General features: G+C 72.6%; 22 protein-coding genes. 9 read left to right on the top strand and 13 right to left on the bottom strand.

What is annotated here, in order from left to right; genetic code table 11:
- Positions 1–51 precede the first annotated feature (51 nt).
- Both HNR13_RS14405 and HNR13_RS14410 read left to right on the top strand, forming a co-directional pair.
- Positions 52–276: a DUF3107 domain-containing protein gene (locus HNR13_RS14405; RefSeq protein ID WP_179606823.1), complete on the top strand. Its 225-nt coding sequence runs from the start codon at positions 52–54 to the stop codon at positions 274–276.
- A 10-nt stretch (positions 277–286) separates the two neighbouring features.
- Positions 287–589 (top strand): hypothetical protein, encoded by a 303-nt coding sequence (locus HNR13_RS14410; protein ID WP_179606825.1) that lies wholly within the window; start codon positions 287–289, stop codon positions 587–589.
- Positions 590–728: 139 nt separating this feature from the next.
- On the opposite strand, the gene HNR13_RS14415 is transcribed toward HNR13_RS14410, so the two are convergent.
- Positions 729–1439, bottom strand: a complete 711-nt coding sequence (locus HNR13_RS14415) for a ferritin-like fold-containing protein (RefSeq protein ID WP_179606827.1) — start codon at positions 1437–1439, stop codon at positions 729–731.
- A 122-nt stretch (positions 1440–1561) separates the two neighbouring features.
- Here HNR13_RS14415 and HNR13_RS14420 point away from each other — a divergent pair, with 122 nt between their 5' ends.
- Complete coding sequence (locus HNR13_RS14420) at positions 1562–3040, top strand: DEAD/DEAH box helicase (protein WP_179606829.1); 1479 nt, start codon at positions 1562–1564, stop codon at positions 3038–3040.
- Between the two features lie 67 nt (positions 3041–3107).
- On the opposite strand, the gene HNR13_RS14425 is transcribed toward HNR13_RS14420, so the two are convergent.
- Together HNR13_RS14425 and HNR13_RS14430 are read right to left on the bottom strand one after the other, a co-directional pair.
- Positions 3108–4295: an aggregation-promoting factor C-terminal-like domain-containing protein gene (locus tag HNR13_RS14425; RefSeq protein ID WP_179606831.1), complete on the bottom strand. Its 1188-nt coding sequence runs from the start codon at positions 4293–4295 to the stop codon at positions 3108–3110.
- 50 nt (positions 4296–4345) lie between these two features.
- Positions 4346–5212: a PHP domain-containing protein gene (locus HNR13_RS14430; protein ID WP_179606833.1), complete on the bottom strand. Its 867-nt coding sequence runs from the start codon at positions 5210–5212 to the stop codon at positions 4346–4348.
- Between the two features lie 33 nt (positions 5213–5245).
- On the opposite strand from HNR13_RS14430, the gene HNR13_RS14435 reads away from it, so the two are divergent.
- The gene (locus HNR13_RS14435; protein ID WP_246312778.1) at positions 5246–6814 is read left to right on the top strand and encodes an aminopeptidase P family protein; all 1569 of its coding nucleotides are present in this window, start codon (positions 5246–5248) and stop codon (positions 6812–6814) included.
- 9 nt (positions 6815–6823) lie between these two features.
- Here the strand turns inward: HNR13_RS14435 and HNR13_RS14440 are convergent, their stop codons facing one another.
- Entirely contained in the window at positions 6824–7447 is a 624-nt protein-coding gene (locus HNR13_RS14440) for a YflT domain-containing protein (protein WP_179606837.1), read from the bottom strand.
- A gap of 58 nt (positions 7448–7505) precedes the next feature.
- Between HNR13_RS14440 and HNR13_RS14445 the strand changes: the two genes are divergently transcribed.
- The 3 genes from HNR13_RS14445 to HNR13_RS14455 are packed head-to-tail and all read left to right on the top strand — an operon-like array spanning position 7506 to position 10486.
- On the top strand, positions 7506–8819 hold the full coding sequence (locus tag HNR13_RS14445; RefSeq protein ID WP_343063566.1) for a magnesium transporter MgtE N-terminal domain-containing protein: 1314 nt from the start codon (positions 7506–7508) through the stop codon (positions 8817–8819).
- Positions 8806–9330 carry a DUF1003 domain-containing protein gene (locus HNR13_RS14450; RefSeq protein ID WP_179609509.1) on the top strand — a complete coding sequence of 175 codons (525 nt, stop codon included), beginning with the start codon at positions 8806–8808 and terminating at the stop codon, positions 9328–9330. Before HNR13_RS14445 ends, HNR13_RS14450 begins: the two co-directional genes overlap by 14 nt.
- A complete protein-coding gene (locus HNR13_RS14455) occupies positions 9323–10486 on the top strand; it encodes a P-loop NTPase (protein ID WP_179606839.1) in 1164 nt (387 codons plus the stop codon). The genes HNR13_RS14450 and HNR13_RS14455 overlap by 8 nt, the downstream gene beginning before the upstream one ends.
- A gap of 98 nt (positions 10487–10584) precedes the next feature.
- On the opposite strand, the gene HNR13_RS14460 is transcribed toward HNR13_RS14455, so the two are convergent.
- The 3 genes from HNR13_RS14460 to HNR13_RS14470 all read right to left on the bottom strand — a co-directional run bounded on the left by HNR13_RS14460 (position 10585) and on the right by HNR13_RS14470 (position 13872).
- The gene (locus tag HNR13_RS14460) at positions 10585–12054 is read right to left on the bottom strand and encodes a pyridoxal phosphate-dependent decarboxylase family protein (RefSeq protein ID WP_179606841.1); all 1470 of its coding nucleotides are present in this window, start codon (positions 12052–12054) and stop codon (positions 10585–10587) included.
- Positions 12041–13417, bottom strand: a complete 1377-nt coding sequence (locus HNR13_RS14465) for an MFS transporter (protein ID WP_179606843.1) — start codon at positions 13415–13417, stop codon at positions 12041–12043. Before HNR13_RS14465 ends, HNR13_RS14460 begins: the two co-directional genes overlap by 14 nt.
- 95 nt (positions 13418–13512) lie before the next feature.
- Positions 13513–13872: a twin-arginine translocase TatA/TatE family subunit gene (locus HNR13_RS14470; RefSeq protein ID WP_179606845.1), complete on the bottom strand. Its 360-nt coding sequence runs from the start codon at positions 13870–13872 to the stop codon at positions 13513–13515.
- Between the two features lie 81 nt (positions 13873–13953).
- On the opposite strand from HNR13_RS14470, the gene HNR13_RS14475 reads away from it, so the two are divergent.
- Positions 13954–14586, top strand: a complete 633-nt coding sequence (locus HNR13_RS14475) for a class I SAM-dependent methyltransferase (RefSeq protein WP_179606847.1) — start codon at positions 13954–13956, stop codon at positions 14584–14586.
- Positions 14587–14675: 89 nt separating this feature from the next.
- Here HNR13_RS14475 and HNR13_RS14480 read toward each other — a convergent pair whose 3' ends face one another.
- The 3 genes from HNR13_RS14480 to dapE form a co-directional block, all read right to left on the bottom strand.
- Positions 14676–14849, bottom strand: coding sequence for a DUF3117 domain-containing protein (locus tag HNR13_RS14480; RefSeq protein WP_021764147.1), 174 nt, complete (start codon positions 14847–14849; stop codon positions 14676–14678).
- 117 nt (positions 14850–14966) lie between these two features.
- Positions 14967–16214 (bottom strand): hypothetical protein, encoded by a 1248-nt coding sequence (locus tag HNR13_RS14485; RefSeq protein ID WP_179606849.1) that lies wholly within the window; start codon positions 16212–16214, stop codon positions 14967–14969.
- Positions 16183–17265 carry a succinyl-diaminopimelate desuccinylase gene (gene dapE / locus HNR13_RS14490; protein WP_179606851.1) on the bottom strand — a complete coding sequence of 361 codons (1083 nt, stop codon included), beginning with the start codon at positions 17263–17265 and terminating at the stop codon, positions 16183–16185. Before dapE ends, HNR13_RS14485 begins: the two co-directional genes overlap by 32 nt.
- A gap of 17 nt (positions 17266–17282) precedes the next feature.
- On the opposite strand from dapE, the gene dapD reads away from it, so the two are divergent.
- A complete protein-coding gene (gene dapD / locus HNR13_RS14495) occupies positions 17283–18272 on the top strand; it encodes a 2,3,4,5-tetrahydropyridine-2,6-dicarboxylate N-succinyltransferase (protein WP_179606853.1) in 990 nt (329 codons plus the stop codon).
- 76 nt (positions 18273–18348) lie between these two features.
- Here the strand turns inward: dapD and HNR13_RS14500 are convergent, their stop codons facing one another.
- Genes HNR13_RS14500 through pdhA form a run of 3 tightly spaced genes read right to left on the bottom strand, consistent with a single transcriptional unit; the run spans position 18349 to position 21913 of the window.
- Positions 18349–19782: a dihydrolipoamide acetyltransferase family protein gene (locus HNR13_RS14500; protein WP_179606855.1), complete on the bottom strand. Its 1434-nt coding sequence runs from the start codon at positions 19780–19782 to the stop codon at positions 18349–18351.
- Positions 19782–20792: an alpha-ketoacid dehydrogenase subunit beta gene (locus HNR13_RS14505; RefSeq protein WP_179606857.1), complete on the bottom strand. Its 1011-nt coding sequence runs from the start codon at positions 20790–20792 to the stop codon at positions 19782–19784. Before HNR13_RS14505 ends, HNR13_RS14500 begins: the two co-directional genes overlap by 1 nt.
- Positions 20789–21913 carry a pyruvate dehydrogenase (acetyl-transferring) E1 component subunit alpha gene (pdhA, locus tag HNR13_RS14510; RefSeq protein WP_179609511.1) on the bottom strand — a complete coding sequence of 375 codons (1125 nt, stop codon included), beginning with the start codon at positions 21911–21913 and terminating at the stop codon, positions 20789–20791. Before pdhA ends, HNR13_RS14505 begins: the two co-directional genes overlap by 4 nt.
- Between the last annotated feature and the right edge of the window lies 1 nt (position 21914).

The raw sequence follows: 21914 nt of genomic DNA on the forward strand, positions 1-21914 counted from the left end.
TGCCGTAGTCTGAACTCGCAACCGCCCGGTCTGATTCGAAAGGCACACCCCGTGGAGATCCGCATCGGAATCGTCAACGCCCCCCGCGAGCTCAGCTTCGAGTCGGCCCAGTCGGCCGAGGAGCTCACCGAGCAGATCCAGGCCGGCCTCACCAGCGGCACCGGCATCCTCAAGCTCGCGGACGACAAGGGCCGCGTCTACATCGTCCCGACCGCGGGCATCGCCTACGTCGAGGTCGGCACGGAAGAGTCGCGGCGCATCGGCTTCGTCGGCTAGATTCCCCACCGTGGAACTGCTCTTCGTCGCGCTCGCCGGCGCCATCCTCGGCCTCGGCGCCCGGTATCTCCTGCCCAACCGTCACACGCACGGCTCCGTGCTCATGCCCGCACTCGGCGTGAGCGTCGCCTGCGTCCTCTGGGTCGCCCTCACCTGGGCGGGCCTGAAGTGGAACGGCGGCTGGATCTGGTGGATCACGCTCGTGGGCACCGGTGTCGTGGTGATCGTGGCCGACCTGGTCATCGGCCGGGTCCGCACCGCCCACGACGAGAAGCTGCTGCACACCCTCTCCCGCGGCGCCGTCGCCCGCTGACTCGTCGACCGCTGGCCCCGCAGCCAACGCCCGCTGACCCCGCAGGCAACGGAGGACTTCGCCCCGGATTCGGCGCGCATCTCCTCCGCTGACTGCTCTGGGCGGGCGTGTCGCGGCGGATCTCCTCCGTTAGCGACGCCTACGCCGTGAGCCCGAGCGCGTCCATCCGGCGCGTGTGCGCAGCGATCAGCTCGGTGAAGATCGGCTCGATCCGCTCCTCGTCCGCGCGGTTGCCCGAAAGGTGCAGGGCCGAGCGCGCCACCAGCAGGGTGTCGCCGACCAGCCTGCGCCCCCACATCGCCAACCGCGACCCGAGCTGCGCGTCGGCAGCGATCTCGCCGCGCAGGACCTCCAGGAGGCCCTCCTGACCGGAGTCCGACCCCAGCAGGTGCGCGATCCGCGGTCCGACGTCGCCGGGCAGGCCGCCGGCGAGCCGGATGAAGAAGTCGTCGAGCAGTCCGCCGGTCATCAGCGCTGCCAGCAGCGTCTCCCGCCAGTCGGAGCCGACCAGCAGCGCGCGGAAGCCCTCGATCTCCTCGGCGAACGGGCGCATCACCTCGGCCGGCTCGTCACCGCGCCGGCGGATCTCGGCGATGATGCCCTGGTGCTTGGACAGCGCGAGCCCCGCAGCGCCCGAGACGACCTCCTTGGCCGCCAGCGAGTCGGTGTCAGCGGCCACCCGGGACAGCGTCTGGAACTGCTCCAGCTGCAGGTACGCCGCCTGCCCCAGGTACGGGAGCAGGTCCGGCATCACCTCGTGCAGATCGACCCTGACCGTCGCCGGAGGGGTGCGCGGGGACAGGCGGGGCAGCTCGACCGCGGGCCGGCGTCTGGTGAACCACGTTGACACGTACAGCAGTGTAACGGGGAGGTCCAGTAGGCTTGTGGTGCCGTCGGCGCAGGATCGACGGCCCTGCGCCTGCGACGAGAACAGGGCGTGGAACTCATTTTCGAACCGACAGGCACCCTTACGTGACTTTCTCTGAACTCAATATCGACCAGGACATGGTGGACGCCCTCGCCTCCAAGGGCATCATCGAGCCGTTCCCCATCCAGTCCCAGACCATCCCGCTCGCCCTCGCCGGCCAGGACATCATCGGCCAGGCCAAGACGGGCACCGGCAAGACCTTCGGCTTCGGCCTCCCGATCATCCAGCGGCTCGGCCTGAACCCGGAACCCGGAGTGCAGGCGCTCGTCGTCGTCCCGACCCGCGAGCTCGCCGTCCAGGTCTTCGAGGACCTGGAGCAGGCCGCCTCCAACCGCGCCACCGCCGTCACGGCGATCTACGGCGGCAAGGCCTACGAGGGCCAGATCGCCCAGCTCAAGGCCGGCGCCCAGATCGTCGTCGGCACGCCGGGCCGCCTGCTCGACCTCGCCGGCCAGCGCCTCCTCAACCTCTCCCACGTCAAGGAGATGGTGCTGGACGAGGCCGACAAGATGCTCGACCTCGGCTTCCTCTCCGACATCGAGAAGCTCTTCGCCCAGACCCCGGCGACGCGCCACACCATGCTGTTCTCGGCGACCATGCCCGGGCCGATCGTCGCGCTGGCCCGCCGCTTCATGACGCGCCCGATCCACATCCGCGCCAGCGACCCCGACGAGGGCCAGGTGCAGGCGAACATCAAGCACCTCATCTACCGCGCGCACTCGCTCGACAAGGACGAGGTCGTCGCCCGCATCCTCCAGGCCGAGGGCCGCGGCAAGACCGTGATCTTCACGCGCACCAAGCGCGCGGCCGCCAAGCTGGTCGAGGAGCTCGGCGACCGCGGCTTCAACACCGCGGCCGTGCACGGCGACCTCAACCAGGAGCAGCGCGAGCGCGCGATGGCGGCCTTCAAGGCCGGCAAGAAGGACGTGCTCATCGCCACCGACGTCGCCGCGCGCGGCATCGACGTGGACGACGTCACCCACGTCATCAACCACACCATCCCGGACGACGAGAAGACCTACCTGCACCGCGCCGGCCGCACCGGCCGCGCCGGCAAGACCGGCGTCGCCGTGACCTTCGTGGACTGGGAGGACCTGCACAAGTGGGCCCTCATCAACCGCGCTCTGGAGTTCGGCCAGCCCGAGCCGACCGAGACCTACTCGTCGTCGCCGCACCTCTACAGCGACCTCGACATCCCGGAGGGCGCGAAGGGCCGACTCAAGACGACCCCGGCGGTCAAGGCCCCGGAGACCCAGGACGGCGCGCGCCGCGACTCCAGCGGCCCCGGCGCCCAGGGCGAGGGCCGCTCGCGCAACCGCCGCCGCCGCACCCGCTCCGGCGGCTCCGGGCAGGGCCAGGCGGAGCACGGCTCGGCCGGCGCGGCCGCCGCGGGCGGCGAGGACAAGTCCCCCGCGGCCGGCACGCACGACGGCGGCGGCTCGCAGCACCGCGACGGCAACAGCGCCCCGCGCCGGCGCCGTCGCCGTTCGCGCGGCAGCTCCCCCGCGACGCCCGCGAGCTGAGAACGCCTGACGGACACGACACGCCGCCTGCCGAACCCGGCAGGCGGCGTGTTCCGTCAGGCGGAGGTCAGTACCAGTTCGGGTCGTGGCTCATCTCGAAGTTCCAGGCGGCGCACGGGGAGCCGTAGGACCGGTTGATGTAGTCGAGGCCCCAGTTGACCTGGGTGTTCTGGTTCGTCATCCAGTCCGGGCCGGCCGAGGCCATCTTGCTGGCCGGGAGCGACTGCGGGATGCCGTAGGCGCCGCTCGACGTGTTGTACGCGTCGGCGCGCCAGCCCGATTCGTGGTTCCAGAGCGAGATCAGGCAGCCCATCTGGTCCTGGCCCCAGCCGAACGCGGCGAGCCGGCTCGACGCGTAGGCCTGGGCCGCAGCGGGATCGACGTTCATCCCGGGCGGGGGCGCGAAGCCGTCGGCGCTGCCGCCGCTGTTCGCCGCCTGCTGCGCGGCCGCGGCGGCCGCCGCCGCCTGCGCGGCCTGCGCCGCCGCGACGCCCGCGGCGTACGCCTGCTCCACGGTGGCCTCGGTGTTCTGGAGCGCCGCGAGCTGCGCGTAGAGCGTGGTGGCGTGCTGCTTCTGGTCGGCGAGCTGCGCGTCCGCCGCCGCCTTCGCCGCATTCGCGACCTGCAGCGCCTTCTGCGCGTCCTTGTCCAGCTGGTCGCGGACCTTCTGCGCCGCCGCCGCCTGATCGCTCAGCGCCGCGGCGACGTTCTTCTGGGCGGCCGCCTGGGCGAACAGGCTGGAGGCCTGGTCCGCGAGCTTGGAGACCGCGCCGAGCTGGTAGAGCAGCGACTGCTGCGAGCCGCCGGCGCCGGCCGCGGAGCCGCGGGGTCCCCCGGCGCCGCCGAGGAACAGCCGGAGCGACACGTCCGAGGTGCCGGAGCGGGTGAGCTGGGCCGCGAACTTGCCGCTCTGCGCGCGCAGCTCGTCCGCGCGCGCCGCCGCTGCCTGGGCCTGCTGCCCGATCTCCTGCGCCTTCACGGTCGCGTCTTTGAGTGCGGCCTCGGCCTGGCCGTACTCGCCCAGTCGCTTGACCGCCAGGTCGCCCGCGGCGTTCGCCGCCGTCTGCAGCGACGCCAGTAGGCCGTTGATCCGGTCGACCTCGCCCTGGGCGGCCGCGGTGTTGGCCTTGGCGGCCTGCACGTCATCCCAGGACGGGTAGTTGTCCGCGTTCGCGGGCGCCGTTCCGCCGGCGACCGTGAGCGCGCAGATGAGCGCCGCAACCGCGACAGAAGACGTCCAGAGCCGCCGAGACACACGTACCTCGCTTCCTGATCCCCGCGGACCAGGCTAACCGGAGGTTCGGCTCAGGCGTAGAAAGGCGCCGCGCCTGTCGCTTCTTCGATCATCAGATCCACCACGGCGGGATCGGTGGTGTTCTCGCCCAGCCGGTTGGGCTTGCCCGACCCGTGGTAGTCGCTGGAGCCGGTGATCTGCAGGCCGAACTTCGCCGCGTAGCCGCGCAGCTCGGCCACCCCCTCCGGCCGGTTCTCCCGGTGGTCGAGCTCCAGCCCGAACAGCCCGGCGTCGACGAGGCGGCGCAGCCGCTGCTCCGGGATGACGCCGCGGCTGCTGGTCGCCGGGTGCGCCAGCACCGGCACGCCCCCGGCGCCGCGGATCAGCCGGATGCCGGTCATCGGGTCCGGCGCGTAGTGCGGCTGGAAGTAGCCGCTGCGCCAGTGCAGGATGCCCGCGAACGCGGCGCTGCGGTCGGCGGCCAGCCCGCGCGCGACGAGCGCGTCGGCGATGTGCGGCCGGCCGACCGTCGCGCCCTCTGTGGCCTGCGCGAGCACGTCGGCCCAGGTGATCTCGTAGTCCTCCGCGATGCGGCGCACCATGTCCTCCGCCCGGCGCATGCGGCCCTCGCGGATCCGGAGCGTCTCGGCGACGAGCGCCTCGTCCGTCGGGTCGAACAGGTAGCCGAGCATGTGCACGCTGGCGAACTCCACACGGGTGGACAGCTCCATGCCGGGGATGACGGTGACCCCCGCCTCGGCCCCGGCGGCCGCCGCCGCGGCCCAGCCCGCCGTCGAGTCGTGGTCCGTGAGCGCGACCGTGCCGAGCCCGGCGGCCGCCGCGGCGCGCACCAGCTCGGCGGGGGTCTCCGTGCCGTCCGACACGCTGGAGTGCGTGTGGAGGTCGACGGGACCGCGGAACCGTCGCGCATCAGCCATGCCCACCATCCTAGGAGTGGAAGAATGGTCGGCATGTCGTCCGAGAACACCACCGCGCCCGCCGTCGCCCCATCCAGCGACACGGCAGGCGAGGCGCCCCGCGCCACCGCGAACCGGTCCACCACCCCCGGGTCGGAGAACTTCCGCGAATACATCGGCAGCAACTGGGCCGAGCGCCCCGAGACCGTCCCCGCCGCCCGCGAGCAGGCCGCCTACGCCGCCGCCCGGCGCGCCCGCGTGTCCGAGCTCTTCCCCGGCAAGCGCCTGATCATCCCGGCCGGCCGGCTCAAGCAGCGCTCGAACGACACCGACTACCCGTTCCGGGCGCACTCGGCGTTCACGCACCTCACCGGCTGGGGCTCCGACGCCGAGCCCGGCAGCGTGCTCGTCCTGGAGCCGAACGGGGACGGCCACGTCGCGACCCTGTACTTCCGCGAGCGCGCCGGCCGCGACTCCGACGAGTTCTACGCGAACCCGGAGATCGGCGAGTTCTGGATCGGCCCGCGCCCGTCGCTCGCGCAGGTCGCCGGCGACCTCGGCCTCCCGACCCGCGGCATCGCCGACGTGGAGGACGTGCTCGACGCGGTCGACGCCGCCACGCTCGTGCTGCGCGAGGCCGACCCCGAGCTGACCGACCGGGTGGACGCCGCCCGCCTGGTGCTCGCCGCCGAGGCCGACGCGGAGTCAGACGCAGAGGCCGGCGATGCCGCGTTCGACCCCGAGGACCACGGCGACGACGACCGCCTCGCCCGCGACCTCTCCGAGCTGCGCCTCGTCAAGGACGCCTACGAGGTCGCCGAGCTGCGCAGCGCGATCGCCGCGACGGCCGCCGGGTTCGACGACGTGATCGCCGACCTCCCGCGCATCGTCGCCCACCCGCGCGGGGAGCGCATCGTGGAGGGCGTCTTCAACACGCGCGCCCGCCTGGACGGCAACGCGGTGGGCTACGACACCATCGCCGCGAGCGGCCCGCACGCCTGCATCCTGCACTGGACCCGCAACGACGGACCCGTGGTGCCGGGCGACCTCATCCTGATCGACGCCGGCGTGGAGGTCGACAGCCTCTACACCGCCGACATCACGCGCACGCTCCCGATCGACGGCGCCTTCACCGAGACCCAGCGCCTCGTGTACGAGACGGTGCGGGAGGCCGCGGACGCCGCTTTCGCGATCGTTCGGCCCGGCATCCGCTTCCGCGAGATCCACGCGGCCGCGATGGCGGTCATCGCACGGCGGACGGCCGAGTGGGGGCTGCTGCCGGTGACCGCCGAGGAGGCGCTGCAGGCCGACAACCAGCAGCACCGCCGCTACATGGTGCACGGCACCAGCCACCACCTGGGCCTGGACGTGCACGACTGCGCGCAAGCGCGCCGCGAGCTCTACCTCGACGGCGTGCTGGAGCCCGGCATGACCTTCACGATCGAGCCGGGCCTCTACTTCCAGCCCGACGACCTGACGGTGCCGGAGCGGTTCCGCGGCATCGGCGTGCGGATCGAGGACAACATCCTCGTCACGGCGGACGGCGCGGAGAACCTCTCCATCGCCCTCCCCCGCACGGCCGACGACGTCGAGGCGTGGGTGCGGCGGCTCAGCGCCCGCTGAGAGATCCCGCTACGACGCGGGAGGCGCCGGCGGCTGCTGGTCGTCCGCGGGCGGCTCCGGCTGCGCCGGAGGCTGGACCGGCTGCGCGGGCGGCGGGTCGGACGGGTGCGCCGGCGGCGCCCAGCCGCCCGGCGCGGCCTGCACGTCGGCGACGCCGCCGAGCAGGTTGCGCGCCCGGTTGACCAGGTCGGAGTCCACCAGCACGGAGTAGCTGGTCGCGATGACCTGCATCACCGACGTGTAGTCCCGGCGGCGCCGGTTGATCGCGTACGAGACGATGCCGAACAGCATGCCGAAGCCGGCGCCGATGAGCACGGCCGCGATGACGAACGCGTAGCTGACGGTCGGCGAGAAGATGAGCAGCAGCAACCCGAAGAAGATGCCGAGCCACGCTCCGGAGGCGGCGCCGGCGAGCGCGACCCTGCCCCAGGTGAGCTTGCCGGTCACGCGCTCCACGCTCTTGAGGTCGCTGCCGACGATCGAGACCTTGTCGACGGGGAAGTCGGCGCGCGCCAGCACGTCGACGGCCTGCTGGGCGTCGACGTACGTCTCGTAGGCAGCCACGATCTCTCCCCGGGGCATGGTCGGGAAGAGCGTCCGGTTTCGTCCGCCGAGCGGGCTGGGTGTGGTCATCCGGCCATTGTCCCATCCTCACCGTCCGCCGGGCTGTTAGGGGGTTAAGTTATTAGTCGTGAGCACCCGCATCTTCGTCGCCCGGTTGGCAGGCACCAGCGTGTTCGATCCGGTCGGCGACCGGGTCGGCAAGGTGCGCGACGTGCTCGTGGTGTACCGCAAGGACGACCCGCCGAGCGTCGTGGGCCTCATCGTGGAGATCCCGGGCAAGCGCAGGGTCTTCCTGTCGATCGGGCGGGTGACCAGCATCTCCACCGGCCAGATCATCACCAACGGACTCATCAACGTGCGCCGGTTCGAGCAGCGCGGCGGCGAGGTCAGGGTGATCGCGGAGCTCCTCGGCCGCAAGGTGGTCTTCGCCGACGGCACCGGCGAGGCGACGATCGAGGATGTCGCCATCCAGGAGTCCGCCACCGGCGAGTGGGCCGTGAGCCAGCTCTTCGTCCGCCGGCCGAAGTCGGGCGCCTCCCCGTTCGGGAAGGGCCAGACCACGTTCGTCGCCTGGAACGAGGTGCGCGAGAAGCAGGCCCGCGGCGAGGCGCAGTCCGCCGAGCAGCTCATCGCGGCGTACTCCGAGCTGAAGCCGGCCGACCTCGCGAACACTCTGCTCGACCTCCCGCAGCAGCGCATGCTGGAGGTCGCGGAGGAGCTGCCGGACGACCGGCTCGCCGACGTGCTCGAGGAGATGCCGGAGAGCGAGCAGGTGCAGATCCTCGCGAAGCTCGACGACGACCGCGCCGCCGACGTGCTCGACCAGATGCAGCCGGACGACGCCGCGGACCTCATCGCCCAGCTCTCCGACGAGCGCGGCGAGCACCTCCTGGAGCTCATGGAGCCGGAGGAGGCGGACGACGTCCGCATGCTGCTGAGCTACGCACCGGACACCGCGGGCGGCCTGATGACGACCGAGCCGATCATCGTCTCGGCCGACGCCACCGTGGCGGAGGGGCTGGCCCTCATCCGCCGGCACGAGCTCGCCCCGGCGCTCGGTGCCGCCGTCTGCGTGACGCTGCCGCCCTACGAGGCGCCGACCGGGCGGTTCCTCGGCATCGTGCACTTCCAGCGGATGCTGCGCTACCCGCCGCACGTCCGGCTCGGCACCCTGCTCGACCCGAGCCTGGAGCCGGTGACCGCCGACACCTCCGCGGCGGAGGTCTCCCGCATCCTCGCCAGCTACAACCTAGTCTCCGTCCCGGTCGTGGACGAGAAGCACCGGCTCGTCGGGGTGGTGACGATCGACGACGTCCTCGACTACCTGCTCCCCGACGACTGGCGAAGTCAGGACGAGGACGAGCCGGTGAAGGCGCCGTCCGACGAGACCGGCAGTATCCGCATCGTGAACGGAAGGAGGGGCGGACATCGCACGAGTTAGGCAGGACGCGAGCCTCGACGCCCCCAAGGGCCTCCGCACGTCGGTGATCCCCCGCCGCAACCCGTTGGAGCAGAACGACCGGTTCGGCCGGTTCACGGAGTGGATCGCGCGGGCGATGGGCACACCGTGGTTCATCCTCGGGCTGACCGTCTTCGTCGCGGCCTGGATGCTGTGGAACACGCTCCTGCCGAACGCCTGGCGGTTCGACTCGGCGGCGCTCGGCTTCATCGCGCTGACCCTGGTGCTGTCGCTGCAGGCGTCGTACGCCGCGCCGCTCATCCTGCTCGCCCAGAACCGGCAGGACGACCGCGACCGCGTCCAGATCGAGCAGGACAGGCAGCGCGCGGAGCGCAACCTGGCCGACACCGAGTACCTGGCGCGCGAGGTCGTCGCCCTGCGGCTCGCGGTCAGGGACATGGCCACGAAGGACTTCATCCGCGCCGAGCTGCGTGCGCTGCTGGAGGACCTGGAGAAGGGCGAGCCGGCCGAGAACGGACGTGCGCGTGCCTGAGGCCGGCGCCGGTCCCGACGCGACCGCTGAGCTGATCCAGCGCGCCCTCTCCGGCGTCCTCGACCCCGAGATCCGAAAGCCCGTCACCGAGCTGGACATGATCGGCGGGGTGGAGGTCTCCCCCGAGGGGCACGCCACCGTGAAGGTGAAGCTCACGATCGTCGGCTGCCCGGCCGCCGACCGGATCGAGCGGGACGTCCACGCCGCCGCGGCCTCCGTGCCGGGTGTCAGCGCCGTGACCGTCGACGTTTCGGTGATGACGCCCGCCGAGCGTGCCGCGCTCACCGAGAAGCTGCGCGGCGGACGCGCGGCCCGTGCGCAGCAGTTCGGCCCCGACTCGCTGACCCGCGTCTACGCCGTCACGAGCGGCAAGGGCGGGGTGGGCAAGTCCACACTGACCGCCAACCTCGCCGTCGCGCTCGCCGAGCGCGGCCTCCGGGTCGGCCTGGTGGATGCCGACGTGCACGGTTTCTCGATCCCCGGCCTGCTCGGGCTGACCGACGCGGACGGCGCGGCGGTGCGGCCGACGCGCGTGGACGACATGATCCTGCCGCCGGTCGCGTACGGCGTGAAGGTGATCTCGATCGGCATGTTCGTGGACTCCTCCTCGGCCGCCGTCGCGTGGCGCGGCCCGATGCTGCACCGGACGATCCAGCAGTTCCTCGGCGACGTGTTCTTCGGCGACCTCGACGTGCTGCTCCTCGACCTGCCGCCCGGCACCGGCGACGTGGCGATCTCGGTCGGGCAGCTGCTGCCGCAGGCCGAGGTGCTCGTGATCACCACGCCCCAGCCGGCCGCGGCCGACGTGGCCGAGCGCAGCGGCGTGGTCGCCCGCCAGACCGGCCAGCGGATCGTCGGCGTCATCGAGAACATGGCCGGCCTCGTGCAGCCCGACGGCAGCGTCCTGGAGCTGTTCGGCTCCGGCGGCGGCGCCGAGGTCGCCCGCCGGCTCTCGGCGGGTCAGGAGGCCCCGGTCCCGCTGCTGGCCAGCGTGCCGCTCAGCGTCCCGCTGCGGACGGGAGGCGACACCGGAGCGCCCATCGTGGTCACCGACCCGCAGGACCCGGCCGCCGCCGCGATCCGCGCCGTCGCCGCGGGCCTCGCCGTGCGCCCGCGCGACCTCCCCCGCCGCAAGCTGCCGCTGTCCACCCGCTAGCGCCCGTCGAGTACGCGAAAACTCAGCCCCGAACCGCCGAGTACGTCGATAATCTGCGTACTCGGCTGTTTGGGGCTGAATAATCGCGGACTCGTCGGCTAGGTGGGCTCGACGAGGCGGCCCAGGAGCTCGACGAGGAGCCGTTCGGTGACCGGGCGCGGCAGCGCCTCGATCAGCGCCAGGAGCGGCGCCTGCTCGTCGGGGAGGCCGGGGGCGTCGCCGGCGATCCCGGCGGCGCGCAGCAGCGCTGCGGCGGTGTCGGAGTCCAGCGCCCGATCGCCCACCGGCGGCAGCGCCGCCAGCGCGACGGCGGGGTCCACCGGTGCGACGCCGCGCACCTCGTCCGCCGACGCCCGCAGCGCGGCCTCCAGCTCGTCCAGGCGGTCGCGCGTCACCGGCGTGATCGTCAGGTGCGTGGTGTGCGGCAGGTGGGTGCCGTCGGGCTGGGTGAGCCCGGGCTGGAGTTGGAGGTGCCAGCCGCGCCTCCTGGCCCGGTCGGCCCAGTGGTGCGGGTCGACCCTGCGCTCCTCCGGCAGGGAGTCGTCGGCGGCAACGGCGAGCAGCGGACCGGTCGGCGCGCCCACCACCCGCAGCCCGTCGATGTCGCGCACGATGTCCGCGAGGGTGCGCGTCGCGCGCAGGCACGCCTCCGCGAGGGAGGCGAAGCCGCGGGCCCCGAGCGCCTGGATGATCGCCCAGGACGCCGCGAGCGCTCCCGCCGACTTCGAGCCGAGCAGCGTCGGGTTCACCACGGGGTACCCCGGCCAGCCGGTCGTCGCGAAGTACTGCAGGCGCTGCCGGTCGCGGCCCCGCTGCAGCAGCACGCTCGCCCCCTTCGGCGCGTAGCCGAACTTGTGCAGGTCGGCCGACAAGCTCGTCACCCCGCTCACGCGGAAGTCCCACGGCGCCGGCGCGGACCCGTCCGGTTCGCGCCAGAACGGCAGGATCCAGCCGCCGATGCAGGCGTCCACGTGCAGGTCGACGCCCGCCTCCTCGCAGGCCGCCGCTACCTCCTCGACCGGGTCGAGCGAGCCGTAGGGGTACGAGGGCGCGGAGACGACCGCGAGCGCCACGTCGGGGGCGAGGCGTTCGATCAGGCGCTGCGCGTCCAGCCGGCCGGTGTCCGGGTCCACGGGCACCAGGTCGAGGTCGAGTCCGAAGTACTCCGCCGCCTTGTGGAAGGCCGCGTGGACGGTCACCGGGGCGAGGATCCGCGGCACGCCGGCGGCTCCGCGCGCCCGCCAGGCCTCCCGCGCCGTCTTGACCGCCAGCAGGCACGACTCGGTGCCGCCGGAGGTCACCGAGCCGACCACGTCGTCGCCGCCGTGCAGCAGCTCGCGGGCGAAGCCGAGGACTTCGCGCTCCATCACCGCGACCGACGTGAACGTGGTGGGGTCGAGCCCGTTGACCGGCTGGACCATCCGCACGGCGGCGGCGGCCAGCTCGTCGAGCTCGGCGATCCCGGAGTCGTAGACGTAGCTCAGCACGTGCCCGCCGTGCGTCGGCGCGTCCGCGGCCCGCAGGGCGGCGAGCCTGGCCAGGATGGCGTTCCGGTCAAACGACGTCATCGACGTCCCCCTTCCGCAGCCGGTACCGCGCCAGCGGCACCAGGCTGGCGGCGATGATCGCCGCCGGGATGACGCTGAAGCTCAGCACGATCCCGGCCACGGCCTCCGCGGGCTGGCCGGCCCCTGCCGCGGCGGCGGCCGACGCCGAGCGGGCGATGTAGCCGGTCAGCGCCAGCACGATGGTGAGCACGGTCGCCCCGAGCGCCATGCCGGTGGTCTCCCCCGCCGTCCACATCCCGCCGAACGTGCCGGCGCGGCCGGGCCCGTTGCGGCGGGCGTCGTGCGAGATCACGTCGGGAAGCATCGCCATCGGCAGCGACTGCATGCCCGCATACGCCGCTCCCGCGACCGCCACCGGCAGGTAGACCCACGCCCCGGGCGCCCAGATCAGCAGCACCATCGACAGCGCGGCGACGCCGAACAGCATGCTCGCCAGCCGGAAGCCGCGCTCCTTGCCGATCCGCCGGGCGACGACGCCCCAGAGCGGCGTCACGACCAGCGCCGGCCCGATCAGCGCGATGAACAGGAACGTCACCGCGTCCTCCGAGTGCAGCACCCAGGTCGCGACATAGTTCGCGCCGGCCAGCATCATCCCCGTCGCGAGGCCCTGGAGCAGGAAGGCCAGCAGCAGGGCGCGGAAGGGCTGGCTGTCGCGCAGGGCCCCGATCCCGGCGGCGTAGTTCGTGCGCAGCGTGGTCAGGACGCCCTTGCGCGGCGGAAGGGTGTCCGCCGGCAGCTGCCGCGGCGCGACGAACGCCGACACCAGCATGCCGCCGCCGATCACCACGCCCGCGACCAGCGCCATCAGGAAGTACCCGGCGAAGTCGTTCCCGCCGCCGAGCGCCCGCAGCGCGGGTCCGCCGGCGCCGAACAGCAGGATCGCGAAGGTCAGCACCACGACGCGCCAGGTGAGCAGCCGGGTGCGCTCGTCGTAGCCGGACGCCAGCTCCGCGGGGAGGGCGATGTACGGGACCTGGAAGAGACTGAACGCCGTCGCCGTGAGCAGGAACGCGACGAACACCCACACGGCGGCGGGGACCGCGGCCGTGCCGGCCGGGACGGCGAACGTCAGCAGGAAGAACACCGGCAGGGCCACGGCGCCGAGCACCATCATCGGGCGCCGGGACCCGCGGGCGGCCAGCATCCGGTCGCTGCGCGCGCCGATCACCGGGTCGATGATCACGTCCCACACCTTCGCGACCGTCACCACCAGGCCGGCGGCGATCGCCGCGACGCCCAGGCTGTCGGTCAGGTAGTAGACGAGGACCAGGCCGGGCAGCGTCGCGAAGCCTCCGGTGCCGAGCGAGCCGACGGCGTAACGGGCGACCGTCGCCCGGGTCAGCGACTGCTGCGTTGCGATCATTCCCGCATCGTATTGGATGCAGAACCGTATCGGGGCGCAGGCGCGTCAGCGACGCGCGACGGAGTGTGTACGGCCGCTCAGGGTGCGGAGGCGGCTCAGGTGGACTCGGCGTCGAACGGCGGGAGAGAACCCGGCGGGAGCGGCGCGATGCGCTGCGCGTAGGCCGACTGGGTCACCGGCTTGATCGCGGAGGGCGCGGGGGCGTCGTCCAGCAGCGCCTCGCGGATGATGCGGCGCGGGTCGTACTGACGCGGGTCGAGCTTCTTCCAGTCGACGTCATCGAACTCCGGCCCCATCTCCTCTTTCATGCGGTCCTTGGCGCCGTCGGCGAAGTCGCGCACCGTCCGCACGAACTGCCTCAGTTTGCCCGCGTAGAGCGGGAGCCGTTCCGGCCCGATGAGGAACGCGGCGATGACAGCCACGATGAGGAGCTTCTCGAAGGTCAGGCCGAACACACATGAAGAGTATCGCGCGCGGCTGCGCGAATGCTGGATCGGCTGGGCCTATTCTGGACCGAGGCCACCGACGGGAGACACGTGTCAGACAAGGACTCGAACTGGAGATTCGCCGACGACGTGATCGTCGAGAGCGAGGTGATCTCGCGAGCCCGCCAGCAATCGCTGGAACTCGGCGTCGAGCCGATCGCGCCGAGCACGGGTGCGCAGGCCGCGGTCGTCGTCGCCGCGACGAAGGCGGAGAACATCGTCGAGATCGGCACCGGTGTCGGTGTGTCGGGGCTCTGGCTGCTCCACGGCGGCGCCGAGGCGCAGCTGACCAGCATCGACGTCGAGGTGGACCACCAGCAGCACGCCCGCACGTTCTTCACCGAGGCGGGCATCGCCGCCAACCGGGTCCGGCTCATCACCGGGCACGCCCTCGACGTCCTCCCCCGGATGAACGAGAACTCCTACGACATCGTCTTCGTCGACGCCGACCCGCAGTCGGTCATCGAGTACGTCGAGCACGGCCTGCGGCTGGTCCGCCCGGGAGGCACGGTGCTCGTCGCCCGCGCCCTCTGGCGCGGCCGGGTGGCCGACCCCGCGGCGCGCGACCCGCTCGCCACCGGCTACCGCACGCTCATCACGGAGACCGCGGCCTCCGGGGCGGTGATCAGCGCGCTCTCGCCCGCCGGCGACGGGCTGCTGCAGATCACGAAGCTCACGCCCTGACCGGAACCGGTGGCGCGCAACCGCCTGTGCGACGAAGAAGGGGCCCCGATCGCTCGGGGCCCCTTCTCGGGTATCTCGTGAGGTAGTCGTCAGGAGGCGCTCACGACGCTCGCGAGAGCGTCGTGAAGCTCCTTGGCCTCCGCGTCGTTGACGGAGACGACCAGACGTCCCCCACCTTCGAGCGGTACCCGCACGATGATGAGCCGTCCCTCCTTCACAGCCTCCATTGGCCCGTCCCCGGTCCTCGGCTTCATGGCCGCCATGCAGCTCCCCTTTCGTGGATGTCGTTATCCATTAACCGTCATCCACGGTGAGCGGGGGAAATCGCCGGTCTACCCCGTGGACAATGGGCCGCGCACCGGACGGCGCGGGAGGACGGGTCACGGCGGCGACCAGTCGGCGCCGTCGACGCCCCAGCAGAGCGCGATCCAGCCGATCTGGAGCGCCACGGACAGCACGACCAGGCCCACCCGGTACGCGCGGCTCTTCGGGATCGCGATCGCGCCCAGCAGCGGGAACAGCGGCATCAGCAGCCGGAAGGTGCTCGACTGCGGGAAGAACACCGCGAACAGGTAGAGCGAGTAGGCCGCGATCCAGAACCGCAGGTCCACCCCGAGCCGGCGCACGGCGGGCGAGAACAGCAGCACGGCGTAGACGATGACCAGCAGCACGAGCGCGATCACGCCGAGCCAGCCGGGCACGCCCAGCATCACGCTCGCCCACCAGTTCGCGCCCTGGAACCACGGGGTGAACGGCACCAGGTGCGTGTAGCCGATGTACGGGGCGCGCCAGGCGAGCTCGGTGTCGGTGTAGGCCGTCCACGACCCGGTGGCGACGGCCGCGATCGCCGGCCAGGCGATCCCGGCGACCGCGCTGAAGACCGCGAGCGACACGCCCAGGACCCGCTCGCGCACCGGGAACGGGTCGTCCCGCCTGTGCAGCCAGCGGTGGACGACGTGCAGCCCGACCGCCAGCGCGAACGCCAGCCCGCTCGGCCGGGTGAAGGCCATCGCCAGCACCACGGGGAACAGCCAGCCGTACCTCCGCTCGACCAGGAGCAGCAGGGCGGCGGCGAGGAGGAGCAGGTAGAGCGACTCGGCGTAGGCGAGCTGGAACAGCGGGGACACCGGGGCGAAGCAGAACAGCACGACGGCGAACATGCTGGTCGACGTCCCGAGCCCGACGCGCAGCATCAACCGGTAGAAGACGAGCGCTGCGCCGGCGGAGCACAGCACGGACACCAGCACCGCGGCGGGCGCCCAGGACAGCCGGGTCACGAACATCACCACGTCGACCAGCCCCGGGTAGCCGGGCAGGAAGGCCCAGGCGTTCTCCGTCACGTGCAGGCCGTCGTTCGACGGCAGCGAGGCCGGGTAGCCGCTGACCGCGACGATGTTGTACCAGAGGCCGTCCCAGATCGTTGCGTACGAGAAGTAGTCCGGATGCGCGCCCGTCCACGGGTTCTTGCCCTGGCCCGCGGCGAAGATCAGCAGGATGACGGTCGTGACGACGCGGCTGGCGAGGAAGACGCCGAGGACGCGCACCCACCACCGCGACCACCAGGGGCCGCGCGGCGTCAGCGCCGCCTCGTCGGCCTCAGCGGGCGCCGGGACCGCTGAGCCAGGCACGGAGACCCGCCTCCACCGCGACGATCTGCTCCACGTCGACGCGCTCGTCGTCGGCGTGCGCCTTCAGGGGATCGCCCGGGCCGTAGTTGACCGCGGGGATGCCGAGCGCGCTGAACCGCGCGACGTCGGTCCAGCCGTACTTCGGCTTGGCGACGCCGCCGACCGCGGAGACGAACTCCTGCGCCAGCGGGGCGTCGAGGCCCGGGCGGGCGCCGTCGGCGCGGTCCACCACGGTGATGTCGTAGCCGGCGAAGAGCTCGTGCAGGTAGGCGATGGCCTCCTCCGAGCTGCGCGAGGGGGCGAACCGGTAGTTGATGTGCACCATCGCCTCGTCGGGGATGATGTTGCCCGCGACACCGCCGGAGACGCCGACCGCGTTCAGCCCCTCGCGGTACACCAGGCCGTCGACCTCCACGTCGCGGGCCGTGTAGCCCGCCAGCAGGTCGAGCACCGGCGCGATCTTGTGGATGGCGTTCTCGCCGACCCAGCCGCGCGCCGAGTGGGCGCGCACGCCGTACGCCCGCACCTCGACGCGGAGGTTGCCGTTGCAGCCGCCCTCCACGACGCCATTGCTCGGCTCGCCCAGGATCGCGAAGTCGCCGACGAAGAGGTCGGGACGGTTGCGGGCGAGGCGGCCGAGGCCGTTCAGCTCGGCGTTGACCTCCTCGTGGTCGTACCACATCCAGGTCACGTCGATGGCGGGGTCGGTGAGCTCGGCGGCGAGCTTGAGCTGCACGGCGACGCCGGCCTTCATGTCGACGGTGCCGCGGCCCCAGAGGTAGCGGACGCCGCCGTCCTCCTCGAACCGGGTCGGGAGGTTCTTGTTCAGCGGCACGGTGTCGATGTGGCCGGCGATCAGCGCGCGGCGCTCGCGGCCCAGGTTCGTGCGCGCGACGACGGTGTCGCCGTCGCGGATGATCTCCAGGTGCGGCAGCGGCGAGAGCGCCGCCACGATCGCGTCGGCGAGGGTCTTCTCGTTCCCGGACACCGACTCGATGTCGCAGATCTGCCGGGTGAGGTCGATGGACGTGGCGCTGAGGTCGAGAGGCACGCTACTAATCTAGGGGCATGCCTTCCGACTTTCCTGACGAGTCCGCCGCGTCCGCGAACGCCCGCTCCGCCTGGGGGTACGGCCTGGCCACGATCGCCGGCGACGGCACCGTGCTGGACACCTGGTTCCCCGAGCCGCAGCTGGGCCGCATCCCGGCCGGCCGGGAGCGCTGGATCGCCCCGGCCGAGTTCGAGGAGCTCGCCGGCGAGGACCCCCGCCGCAACGTCCGCATCGACATCGTGACGGAGGAGATCGACTTCGACGCCGCCCCCGCGTCCACGCCGGACGCGTACCTGCGCCTGCACCTGCTCTCGCACCTGCTCGCCCGCCCGAACACGGTGAACCTGGACGGGATCTTCGCGCACCTCCCGATCGTGGCGTGGACCAACGCCGGGCCGGTCCTCCCCGCGGATCTGGACCGCCTGCGGCCGACGCTGCAGCGCGTCGGCATCCACGTGACGGGGATCGACAAGTTCCCGCGCCTGCTCGACTACGTGACCCCGGACCGCGTCCGGATCGCCGACGCCTCCCGCGTGCGGCTCGGCGCGCACCTCGCGCCGGGGACGACCGTGATGCACGAGGGCTTCGTCAACTTCAACGCGGGCACGCTCGGCTCCTCGATGGTGGAGGGCCGCATCTCGCAGGGCGTCGTCGTCGGCGACGGCTCGGACATCGGCGGCGGCGCGTCCATCATGGGCACGCTCTCCGGCGGCGGCACCCAGCGCGTCGCGATCGGCGAGCGCGCCCTGCTCGGCGCGAACTCCGGCATCGGCATCTCGATCGGCGACGACACCGTGGTGGAGGCCGGGCTCTACGTCACGGCCGGCACGAAGGTGGTCGTGGTCGACGGCCCCGTCACCGCGGACGGCCGCCCGCAGACCGTCAAGGCCGTCGAGCTCTCGGGCGTCCCGGGCCTGCTCTTCCGCCGCAACTCCCTCACGGGCGCCGTCGAGGTCCTCCGCCGCTCCGGCACCGGCGTCGAACTGAACGCCGCCCTCCACGCCTGACCCCCTCAATCCGTTCCGGACTTGTGTACGCGACACGCCGTGTGCGCGCGTACATAAGTCCGGAACGGATGGATGGCTAGACGAGGGTGAGGACCGAGGCGGGGTCGGCGAGGATGCGGCCGATGTCGGCGAGGAAGCGCGAGCCCTGCTCGCCGTCCACGATCCGGTGGTCGAACGTCAGCGCGAGCGTGAGCACGTCGCGCAGCGCGATCTCGCCATGGTGCTCCCACGGCTGACGCCGTACGGCTCCGACGGCCAGGATCGCGGCCTCCCCCGGCGTCAGGATCGGCGTGCCGGCGTCCACGCCGAAGACGCCCACGTTCGTGATCGTGATCGTCCCGCCGGTGAGTGCGCTCGGCGGCGTCTTGCCCGAGCGGGCGGTCACCGCGAGGTCGCGGATCGCGCCGGACAGCTCGGCCAGCGAGTGGCCGTCGGCGTCGCGGATGACCGGCACCAGCAGCCCGCGCGGGGTCGCCGCGGCGATGCCGAGGTTGATCGCGCGGGTCTGCACGATCTCCTGTGCGGCCTCGTCCCACTTCGAGTTGACCTCGGGCGTGCGCCGCGCCGCCAGGCACAGCGCCTTCGCGACCACGGCGAGGAGGCCGGGGCGCGCGTCGGCGAGGTCGGGGCGGGCGCGTAGGCGCTCGATCAGCTCGGTCGTCGGCGTGATGTCGACGGTGAGGAAGACCGTGGCCTGCGGGGCGCCGAACGCGCTGCGGACCATCGCGTCGGCCGTGGCCTTGCGGACGCCCTTGATCGGGATGCGGAGCTCGTCCGGCGTGCTCCCGGCCGGGGCGACCGCCGCGGGCGCGGCGGCTGCCGTCTCGAAGGCATCGAGGTCGGCCCGTGTCACCAGACCGCGGTCGCCGGTGCCGGTGACGGCCGCGAGGTCGATGCCGCGCTCGCGGGCGAGCTTGCGGACGGGCGGCGTCGCGCGCGGGCGCTCCGGGACGGCGGTGTCGCTCGCCGCCGCGGACGGTGCGGCTGACACGGACACTGCGGGCGCGGAGTGCGCGGCGACCGATGCCGACGCCGCCTGGCCGGAGGCGGCCGGTGCCGACGCGACCTGGCCGGAGGCGGCCGGCTGGACGGCGACCGACTGCGACGCGGCGGGTTGCGCCGCGAGTCCCGGACGCGCCCGCCGCGCGGGCCGCCCCTTCGCATCCGGCCGTGCGCCGTAGCCCACGAGGACCGGCTCGCGCGTCTCCGCCGACCCGGCGTCCTCCGACGGCGCCGCGGCGGGCGCCCCCGGCTCGGCCCCGGCCGGCCCCGCCACCTCGAACGCGACCAGCGGCTCCCCCACCGCCACGGTCACGCCGGGCTCGACGTACAGCCGGGACACCGTCCCCTCGTACGGCGCGGGCAGCTCGACCAGCGCCTTGGCGGTCTCCACCTCGGCGATGATCTGGTTGAGCCGCACCGTATCGCCGACGGCGACGTGCCAGCTCACCAGCTCCGACTCGGTCAGTCCCTCGCCGAGGTCCGGGAGCGCGAAGTCCTTGACCGCCATCAGTCCTCCACTCCGCTGAGCGAGTTCGGGCGGTCCATCGCGCGGTCGATGCCGTCGAGGATCCGGTCCAGGTCGGGCAGGTGGTGCGCTTCCAGCCGGGCAGGCGGGTACGGGATGTCGTGGCCGGTGATCCGCACCGGCGCGTGCTCCAGGTGGTAGAAGCAGCGCTCGGTGATCGACGCCGAGATCTCCGCCCCGAGCCCGCCGGACAGCGCGGCCTCGTGGGTGACCACCAGGCGGCCGGTCTTCCTGACCGACGCCGCGACCGTGTCGAGGTCGAGCGGGGACAGCGAGCGGAGGTCGACGACCTCCACCGAGATACCCTCGTCCTCCGCCGCGAGGGCCGCGTCCGTCGCCATCTGCACCAGGCCGCCGTACGTCACGAGCGTGACATCGCTGCCGGACGCGACGACCCGGGCGGTGCCCATCGGCCGGGCGTCCTCGAGCGCGGCGTCCTCGTCCACGTCGCCCTTCGCGTGGTAGCGCCGCTTGGGCTCGAAGAACAGCACGGGGTCGTCGGAGGCGATCGCCTGCCGGATGAGCGTGTAGGCGTCCTGCGGGGTCGACGGGCTCACGACGCGCAGCCCGGCGGCATGCGCGAAGTAGGCCTCCGGCGAGTCGGAGTGGTGCTCCGCCGCGCCGATGCCGCCCGCGAACGGCACCCGGATCGTGATCGGCATGCGCACGGCGCCCGCGGTGCGGTAGTGCATGCGGGCCACCTGGCTGACGATCTGGTCGAACGCCGGGTAGATGAACCCGTCGAACTGGATCTCCACAACGGGACGCAGCCCCTTGTACGCCATCCCGACGGCGGTGCCCAGGATGCCCGACTCGGCGAGCGGCGAGTCCATGACCCGGCGCGGGCCGAACTCGGTCTGCAGGCCGTCCGTCACGCGGAACACGCCGCCGAGGGTGCCGATGTCCTCGCCCATGAGGACGACCCGGTCGTCCTCGGCCAGCGAGCGGCGGAGGCCGGCGTTGATGGCCTTGGCCATGGTGAGCGCTGTCATCGGTCACCGCCGACGAACGTGCGCAGGTAGCGCGAGTAGTGGTCCCGCTCCCGGGCGAGGCCGGTGTGCGGCTCGGCGTACACGTTGTCGAAGACCGACAGCGGGTCCGGGTCCTGGAGCGCGACGACGCCCTGGCGCATCTCGGCCGCGACGCGGTCGGCGTGCTCCTGGATGGCGGTGAGGCGCTCCGGCGTGAGCAGCCCCTCGGCGGCGAGGTGGGCCTCCACGCGGGCGATCGGGTCTTTCGCGCGCCACTCGTCGAGCTCGGCCGGGTCGCGGTAGCGGCTCGGGTCGTCGGCGGTGGTGTGCGGTCCCATCCGGTAGGTGACGGCCTCGATGAAGGTCGGGCCGCCGCCGCTGCGGGCGCGGTCGAGGGCGGAGCGGGTCACGGCCATGACCGCGAGCACGTCGTTGCCGTCCACGCGGACGCTCGGCACGCCGAAACCGGGGGCGCGCTCGGCGATCGGGCGCTGCGCCTGCAGGCCGACCGGCTCGGAGATCGCGTACTGGTTGTTCTGGCAGAAGAAGATGACCGGGGCGGCGTAGGTCGCGGCGAAGATCAGCGCCTCGTTGACGTCGCCCTCGGAGGTCGCTCCGTCGCCGAAGTAGGCGATGGAGGCCGCGTCGGTGCCGTCGGCCTGGATGCCGATCGCGTAGCCGGTGGCGTGCAGCGTCTGCGCGCCGATGATGACCTGCGGGGTCGCCATGTTGATGTCGTACGGGTTCCAGCCGCTCTGCGTGGTGCCGCGCCAGACGCGCAGCAGGTCAACGAGGCCGGCGCCGCGGCAGTAGGCCACGCCGTGCTCGCGGTAGCTGGAGAAGACGAAGTCGTCGCGGCGCAGCGCGCGGCCGGAGCCGATCTGGGCGGCCTCCTGGCCGAGCAGCGGCGGCCACAGGCCCAGCTCGCCCTGACGCTGAAGCGCGGTGGCCTCGGAGTCGATGCGGCGGATGACGACCATGTCCTCGTAGAGGTCGAGGAGCTGCTGCGGGCCGATGTCGGAGACCCAGGCGTCGAAGCGGACGTCGCTGGTGCGCACGCCCTCGGGAGTCAGCAGCCGGACGGTGTCCGCACCGGCCGGGAGGTGGACGTCGTCCAGTCGGGTGTCGGGCTGATTGTCGATC

It is taken from the genome of Leifsonia shinshuensis (assembly GCF_013410375.1).
Taxonomy (GTDB): Bacteria; Actinomycetota; Actinomycetes; order Actinomycetales; family Microbacteriaceae; genus Leifsonia; species Leifsonia shinshuensis.

Bases quoted from the DNA above. Each gene is read 5' to 3' on its own strand.
- HNR13_RS14430 (WP_179606833.1), bottom strand. From the start codon at position 5,212: ATGGCTGATGCGCGACGGTTCCGCGGTCCCGTCGACCTCCACACGCAC.
- HNR13_RS14435 (WP_246312778.1), top strand. From the start codon at position 5,246: ATGTCGTCCGAGAACACCACCGCGCCCGCCGTCGCCCCATCCAGCGAC.
- HNR13_RS14440 (WP_179606837.1), bottom strand. From the start codon at position 7,447: ATGACCACACCCAGCCCGCTCGGCGGACGAAACCGGACGCTCTTCCCG.
- HNR13_RS14460 (WP_179606841.1), bottom strand. From the start codon at position 12,054: ATGACGTCGTTTGACCGGAACGCCATCCTGGCCAGGCTCGCCGCCCTG.
- HNR13_RS14465 (WP_179606843.1), bottom strand. From the start codon at position 13,417: ATGATCGCAACGCAGCAGTCGCTGACCCGGGCGACGGTCGCCCGTTAC.
- HNR13_RS14480 (WP_021764147.1), bottom strand. From the start codon at position 14,849: ATGGCGGCCATGAAGCCGAGGACCGGGGACGGGCCAATGGAGGCTGTG.
- dapD (WP_179606853.1), top strand. From the start codon at position 17,283: ATGCCTTCCGACTTTCCTGACGAGTCCGCCGCGTCCGCGAACGCCCGC.
- HNR13_RS14500 (WP_179606855.1), bottom strand. From the start codon at position 19,782: ATGGCGGTCAAGGACTTCGCGCTCCCGGACCTCGGCGAGGGACTGACC.
- HNR13_RS14505 (WP_179606857.1), bottom strand. From the start codon at position 20,792: ATGACAGCGCTCACCATGGCCAAGGCCATCAACGCCGGCCTCCGCCGC.